Below are 7,056 nucleotides of genomic sequence, written 5' to 3'. Positions count from 1 at the left end.
CGCCGCAGTGCAGGCAGCCCCGCCCGCCGGGGGTCGGCGGCAGCGCAAGGTCGGTCAGCACCGCGCCGATAAAGACGAAGCTGCCGTGGGCGCCGTCGAAGATCAGGCCGTTGTCCCCCAGCCGCCCCGCGCCGCAGAGGCAGGCGCCGAAGGCCTCGGGCAGGGGGGAATCGTCCGTCAGAACGACGAAACGATTTGCAGGATAATGCGGCTGAACCTGCAAAACAAAGCAGTTCAGCGCACGCCCGGCCACGGCGTGGTAGTCCGCGCCGCGCGCGTAGCGGGATAAGTTGCCGGTTTCGGGACCGGAGTCGTAGGGGAACAGCGCAAACAATGCGGATTTGGCATCCGGGCACAACTTTTCCGCCCATGAACGCCTTTGCGCGGACATGCGCGGCAAGAGTGACGGATAGGCGCAGATACCGGCGGACGACACCCCCGGCACGGCGCGTAAACTATGGAGAATGTTCATAGAACGCCCTCGATCTGTGTTATTTTTAGGTATTATACCATAAATAAAAAGCGGATAAAACTATTGCGTTCATTTCTGTTCACGGTTTATAATAAAGATTACATGGTGCATGGCATCAGATAGAGACAATGACCCCGAAAAAATGAAAGGCAGGTACCTCATAATGTCAGACTTTAGAATCTACAACTTCTCCGCCGGCCCGTCCATGCTTCCGCTCCCCGTCCTCGAAAAGGCGGCGGCTGAAATGACGAACTGTCAGGGTTCCGGTATGTCCGTGATGGAGATGAGCCACCGATCTAAGGTTTATGACGGTATCATCAAGGATACAGAGGCTGCGCTCCGCCGCGTCATGGGTATCCCGGACAATTACAAGGTGCTGTTCCTGCAGGGCGGCGCGACGCTGCAGTTTGCGGCGGTCCCGATGAACCTGATGAAGTCCGGCAAGGCCGATTATGCGGTGACGGGCAATTTTGCAAACAACGCATACAAGGAAGCCAAGAAGTTCGGCGACATCCACGTCGCCTTCTCCTCCAAGGAGGGCAACTTCGACCGCGTCCCCACCCAGGCGGAACTGGATATCCGCCCGGACGCGGACTATTTCTACATCTGCGCGAACAACACGATCTACGGCACCGAGTTCGGCTATGACCCGGAGACCCCGGCGGGCGTGCCGCTCGTCGCGGACATGTCCTCGAACATCCTGTCCAAGCCGGTCGACGTTTCCAAGTACGGCGTTATCTACGCCGGCGCGCAGAAGAACATGGGTCCCGCGGGCCTGACGGTCGTCATCGTGCGCGAGGACCTGCTGGGCTCCTACCCGGCGGAAAAGTACCCGACCATCCTGGACTGGAAGCTGATGGCCGAAAAGGAGAGCATGTACAACACGCCCCCCACGTACGCGATCTACATCCTCGGCCTGGTGCTCGAGTGGGTTGAGTCCATGGGCGGCCTTACGGCGATGGCTGGCCTCGCCGAAAAGCGCAGCGGCATGCTGTACGATTACCTGGACAGCCAGGACTTTTACAAGGCGGTCGCCGCAAAGGACAGCCGCAGCCGCATGAACGTGACCTTCCGCACCGGCAGCGACGAGCTGGACGCGAAGTTCGCCAAGGAGTCCGTTGCCGCGGGCATGTCGAATCTCAAGGGCCACCGCTCGGTCGGCGGCATGCGCGCGTCCATCTACAACGCGATGCCGGTCGAAGGCGTCGAGAAGCTGCTGGACTTCATGAAGAAGTTCGCCGCAGACAACCAGTAAGGGGGAGTAACGATGTTTAACGTTAAGCTTTACAATAAGATTTCCAGGGTCGGCCTGGATAACCTCGACCCGGCGAAGTACGCCTGCTCGGAGGATTTTACGGATTACGACGCGGTGCTGGTGCGTTCCGCCAAGCTGCACGACGTGGCGTTCCCGGAGAACCTCAAGTGCATCGCCCGCGCGGGCGCCGGCGTGAACAACATCCCGGTCGAAAAGTGCGCGGAGCAGGGGATCGTCGTGTTCAACACCCCGGGCGCGAACGCGAACGCGGTCAAGGAGCTGGTCATCTGCGCACTGCTCATGGCCTCCCGCAAGATCGTCCAGGGCGCGAACTGGGTGCGCTCGCTCAAGGGCACGCCGGACATCGGCCCGGCCGCGGAAAAGGGCAAGGCCACCTATGCCGGCCCGGAAATCGCGGGCAAGCGCCTCGGCGTCGTCGGCCTCGGCGCGATCGGCGTACAGGTCGCCAACGCGGCGGTCGGCCTGGACATGGAGGTCTGGGGCTACGACCCGTTCCTGTCGGTCGACGGCGCGCTCAAGCTGTCCCGCTCGGTCAAGCACGTGACCGACCTCAATGAGATTTTCGCCAACTGCGACTATATCACCGTGCACGTCCCGCTGCTGCCGGACACCCAGGACCTCATCTGCGCGGAATCCCTCGCCAAGATGAAGGACGGCGTGCGCGTGGTCAACCTGGCGCGCGGCGAACTGGTCGACGAGCAGGCCATGGCGGCGGCACTGGCTTCCGGAAAGGTCGCCGCGTATGTCTCCGACTTCGCTTCCGACTGCATCCTCGAGCAGGAGAACGCGATCGTCCTGCCGCACCTCGGCGCCTCCACCCCGGAGAGCGAGGACAACTGCGCCAAGATGGCGGTCTACGAGATCTCCGAGTTCCTGGAAAAGGGCACGATCCGCAACTCCGTCAACTTCCCGAACCTCAAGGTGCCCTATGAGGGCGGCTTCCGCGTGTGCATGATCCACCGCAACGTGCCGAACATGATCGGCGCGGCGACCGGCGTGTTCAGCTCCAAGGGCGTCAACATCGAGAACATGGGCAACCGCTCCAAGGGCGAGTTCGCCTACACCATCATGGACGTCAGCGCGGAGCCGGACGAGGCCATGCTGGAAGACCTGCGCGCGGTTGAGGGCATGATTTCCATCCGCGTCATCAAGTAAGACCAAAACTGCCTTGTTTGCAGGCGGGCCGGGGCGATCCCCGGCCCGCTTTTTTGCGCCCGTGGGGGGAAGCGCCGCCGCTGTAAAAATTTTGTGCGCAAATCCGCAAAAAATGCTTTGCATTATGTGGGGGCTATTGTATAATTTAAATAAGGATTGTCTTAGGATTCACAATAATTACGAGGTGACACCAACATGAGTTATATGTCCGAATACAGCCGCTGGCTGTCCCGCCTGGAGCTGACGAGGGAGGAACGCGCCGAGCTGCGCGCCATCCAGAACGACGCGGCAGAGATTGAAAGCCGCTTTTATGCGCCGCTGTCCTTTGGTACGGCCGGCCTGCGCGGCGTGCTGGGCGTAGGCCTGTACCGCATGAACCGCTTCACCGTCGGCCAGGCGACGCAGGGGCTTGCGAACCTGATCATCGCCAACGGCAAGAAGGCGATGGACCGCGGCGTCGCGATCGCGTACGACAGCCGCCACTATTCGCCCGAGTTCGCCAAGGAGGCCGCCTGCATCCTCGCGGCCAACGGCATCAAGGCGATGCTGTTCGACGAGCTGCGCCCCACGCCGGAGCTGTCCTTTGCCATCCGCCACTACGGCTGCATCGCCGGCATCAACATCACCGCGAGCCACAACCCCAAGGAATATAACGGCTATAAGGTCTACTGGGAGGACGGCGCGCAGCTGCCGCCCGCGGAGGCCGACGTCGTGGCGAAGGAAATGGCCGCGACCGACATGTTCGAGGGCGTGCGCATCGGCGATTTCGACGCGTTCATCGAGTACGGCATGATCACCATGCTGGATAAGGTCACCGACGAGGCCTATTTAAAGGAAGTGCTGGCCGTCGCGGTCAACCCGGACTGCGTCAAGCAGGTCGCGCACGACTTCAAGCTCGTCTACACCCCGTTCCACGGCGCGGGCTACCGGCTGGTGCCGGAGATCCTCAAGCGCCTGGGCTACCAGGATATCCTCTGCGTGCCGGAGCAGATGGAGATCGACGGCGACTTCCCGACCGTCGTCAGCCCGAACCCGGAGAACAAGGAGGGCTTCAGCCTCGCCATCGAGCTGGCGAAGAAGAACGACGTCGACCTCATCATCGGCACCGACCCGGACGCGGACCGCACCGGCATCGTGCTGCGCGACTCCAAGGGCGAATACGTCACCCTGTCCGGCAACCAGGTCGGCGTGCTGCTGATCGATTACGTCATCACGGCGAAGAACCTGACGGGCACCATGCCGAAGAACCCGGCCGTGCTCAAGTCCATCGTGACCACCGAAATGGCGCGCGCCGTGTGCGAGGCCAACAAGGTCGCGTGCTTCGACACCTTCACCGGCTTCAAGTTCCTGGCGGAGAAGATCAAGGAGTTTGAAAAGACCGGCTCGCACCAGTATATCTTCGCCTTTGAGGAGTCCTACGGCTACCTGTGCGGCGACTACGCGCGCGACAAGGACGCGGTGACCGCCTCCATGCTGATCGCGGAGATGGCCGCCTACTACCGCACGCAGGGCAAGACCCTGTTCGACGCGATGGAGGAAATGTACAAGAAGTACGGCGCCTTCGCCGAGCAGACCATCTCCATCACGATGCCCGGCGTTTCCGGCCTGCAGCGCATGGACGCGCTCATGAAGGAGCTGCGCAAGTCCCCGCTGGCCAAGGTCGGCGGCGACGCGGTCGTCGCGGTGCGCGACTACCAGTCCGGCGAGCGCCTGTCCGTGGCGGACGGCAAGAAGGAGAAGATGGAGCTGTCCGGTTCCAACGTGCTCTATTACGAGCTGGCCGATGGCACGCACTTCATCATCCGCCCGTCCGGCACCGAGCCGAAGGTCAAGGTCTATATCATGGCGCGCGGCAAGGCGCGCAAGGACGCGCTGGCCAAGGTGGAAAAGCTGGCCGCCGCCGCAAAGGAAATCGTCAAGTAAATACGGAAAGCCGCCCGCATTTTTGCGGGCGGCTTTTGCATGCCGGGGCGGCGGCGGGCGCCGCGGCCGTTAAAACGAAAGAAAATGAAGGGAATCCTGCATGGCACGCGGACGGCTGGGGCAAATCCGCCGCGGCAGCGCGCGCGGCGTTTTTGTTTGGCAATCCGGGGGATTTGGGCGGCAACCGGGGGCATGGGGGCTTAAATGGTTAATATTTACAGCCTGTGGGCAAATAAAAACGCGGCAATCAGACCACGCTATTGCACAGTCCTGCCGCGGTTTTTAGCAACTTTTGCTGTCGCCATCCGTCGTTTTGAAGCGATGTATGAATTATAACAAATGCACCCCGGGGGCGCAATGTTAAAAAGTCATAAAAAATATGTGAATGGTTTGTTAACAAATTAGATATATTGTTGTGAAAAGTGTAAAATCGCTCTTTTTGGCGCAAAATACTTTACAAATGTGCCGATCGGTGGTATCATATATGTAATTTGCCCCATACCTCGTTTTCGGATACAGGACGCGTCTGAGCGCGCCATGTCACCAGCCGTTTACGCAGTATGCGGGGACTTTAAATTTATTTTCGAAAGGTGAACACACACATGATCCGTAAGGAAGACAAGACTGCCGTTATCGAGGCAAACCGCACCCATGCAACCGACACCGGCTCCCCGGAGGTCCAGGTCGCGATCCTGACCGAGCGCATCCGCGAGCTGACCGAGCACCTCAAGGTGCACCACAAGGACAACCATTCCCGCCGCGGCCTGCTCAAGATGGTAGGCCAGCGCCGCTCCATGCTCGCGTACCTGCAGAAGAAGGACGTAGAGCGTTACAGAGCGCTGATCAAGAAGCTCGGTATCCGTAAGTAATGATGTAATAAGGGGGGCAGTATGCCCCCCTTATGCCATGTAAACATGTAAATAGGGGGACGGGGACACGTCGCTTTAGCAGTTGAAGGACAGGCCATGCCGCAAGCCGGCCTGCGCTTCAAGTGCTAAAGGCCTGCCCGCGGCCCCCTGCGGAACAAAAAAGGAGGCACCCAGATGGCAACTATCAACCACATGAATTTCGCAAGCCACCGCGTATTCGAAACCACTTACGCCGGCCGTCCGCTGGTCATTGAGACCGGCAAGATGGCGCAGCTCGCAAACGGCTCCTGCCTGGTGCGCTATGGCGACACGGTCGTCCTGGTCACGGCGACGGCTTCCGCGAAGCCGCGCGACGGCATCGACTTCTTCCCGCTCTCCGTCGACTTCGAGGAGCGCCTGTACGCGGTCGGCCGCATCCCCGGCTCCTTCATGCGCCGTGAGGGCCGCCCGTCCGAGCGCGCAATCCTGGCCTCCCGCCAGATCGACCGCCCGATGCGCCCGCTGTTCCCGAAGGACCTGCGCAACGACGTTTCGATCGTCTGCACGGTGCTGGAGAACGACTTTGACAACTCCCCGGAGATCGCCGCGCTGCTGGGCGCGTCCATCGCGGTTTCCATTTCCGATATCCCGTTCGATTACGTCATCGCCGGCGCGAACGTCGGCATTGTCGACGGCCAGGTCGTCATCAACCCGACCCAGGAGCAGCGCGCCAAGAGCGAGATGGACGTCACCCTGTGCGCGACCGCGGAGAAGATCGTCATGATCGAGGCGGGCGCGAAGGAAGTGCCCGAGGAACAGATGTTCGACGCGCTGATGCAGGCGCACGAGGAGATCAAGAAGGTCGTCGCCTTCATCGCGGACATCAAGGCGCAGATCGGCAAGCCGAAGTTCGAGTATGAGCACCACGACATCGACCACGACCTGTTCGACCGCCTCGAGGCGGCTTGCGCAGACAAGTTCGAGCAGGCGATGGATACCGACGACAAGACCGTGCGCGACGCGGGCATCCGCGCGATCGTGGACGAATTCTCCGCCACGCTGGACGAGGCGTACCTCGCCGAGCACGGCGCGTTCCTCAGCGAGTGCGTCGACAAGCTGGAGAAGAAGATCGTCCGCCGCTGGCTGGCAAACGGCAAGCGCGTGGACGGCCGCGGCATGGAGGAAGTCCGCCCGCTGGCCGCCGAAGTCGGCGTGCTGCCGCGCGCGCACGGCACCGGCCTGTTCACCCGCGGCCAGACCCAGGTGCTGACCATCTGCACCCTGGGCACCCTGGGCGACGCGCAGGAGCTTGACACGATCTTCGAGGAAAAGCAGAAGCGCTATATCCACCACTATAATTTCCCGTCCTTCTCGGTCGGCGA

Annotated in this window: 5 protein-coding genes and 1 pseudogene; 5 read left to right on the top strand and 1 reads right to left on the bottom strand. The window is 61.2% G+C overall.

Features of this window, described 5'->3' with window-relative positions; genetic code table 11:
- The coding region (locus CZ203_RS01365; RefSeq protein WP_143436067.1) for a QueG-associated DUF1730 domain-containing protein at nt 1-472 on the bottom strand (472 nt) is incomplete at its 3' end.
- 163 nt (nt 473-635) lie between these two features.
- Between CZ203_RS01365 and serC the strand changes: the two genes are divergently transcribed.
- The 5 genes and pseudogenes from serC to CZ203_RS15040 all read left to right on the top strand — a co-directional run.
- Nucleotides 636-1,727, top strand: a complete 1,092-nt coding sequence (gene serC / locus CZ203_RS01360; RefSeq protein ID WP_087064295.1) for a 3-phosphoserine/phosphohydroxythreonine transaminase — start codon at nt 636-638, stop codon at nt 1,725-1,727.
- Nucleotides 1,728-1,739: 12 nt separating this feature from the next.
- Entirely contained in the window at nt 1,740-2,903 is a 1,164-nt protein-coding gene (locus CZ203_RS01355) for a phosphoglycerate dehydrogenase (RefSeq protein ID WP_087064294.1), read from the top strand.
- A gap of 195 nt (nt 2,904-3,098) precedes the next feature.
- Nucleotides 3,099-4,826, top strand: coding sequence for a phospho-sugar mutase (locus tag CZ203_RS01350; protein ID WP_087064293.1), 1,728 nt, complete (start codon nt 3,099-3,101; stop codon nt 4,824-4,826).
- A 602-nt stretch (nt 4,827-5,428) separates the two neighbouring features.
- Nucleotides 5,429-5,695, top strand: a complete 267-nt coding sequence (gene rpsO, locus CZ203_RS01345; RefSeq protein ID WP_087064292.1) for a 30S ribosomal protein S15 — start codon at nt 5,429-5,431, stop codon at nt 5,693-5,695.
- Between the two features lie 174 nt (nt 5,696-5,869).
- Nucleotides 5,870-7,056, top strand: a pseudogene (locus CZ203_RS15040) (polyribonucleotide nucleotidyltransferase); the annotation flags it as partial.

Source organism: Intestinibacillus massiliensis, assembly GCF_900155735.1.
Classification (GTDB): Bacteria; Bacillota; Clostridia; order Oscillospirales; family Butyricicoccaceae; genus Intestinibacillus; species Intestinibacillus massiliensis.
Note: the sequence above shows the minus strand (reverse complement) of the source record. Positions and strands in the feature narration are given on the sequence as shown.

Coding starts and splice junctions, on each gene's coding strand:
- CZ203_RS01355 (WP_087064294.1), top strand. CDS start 1,740: ATGTTTAACGTTAAGCTTTACAATAAGATTTCCAGGGTCGGCCTGGAT.
- CZ203_RS01350 (WP_087064293.1), top strand. CDS start 3,099: ATGAGTTATATGTCCGAATACAGCCGCTGGCTGTCCCGCCTGGAGCTG.
- rpsO (WP_087064292.1), top strand. CDS start 5,429: ATGATCCGTAAGGAAGACAAGACTGCCGTTATCGAGGCAAACCGCACC.
- serC (WP_087064295.1), top strand. CDS start 636: ATGTCAGACTTTAGAATCTACAACTTCTCCGCCGGCCCGTCCATGCTT.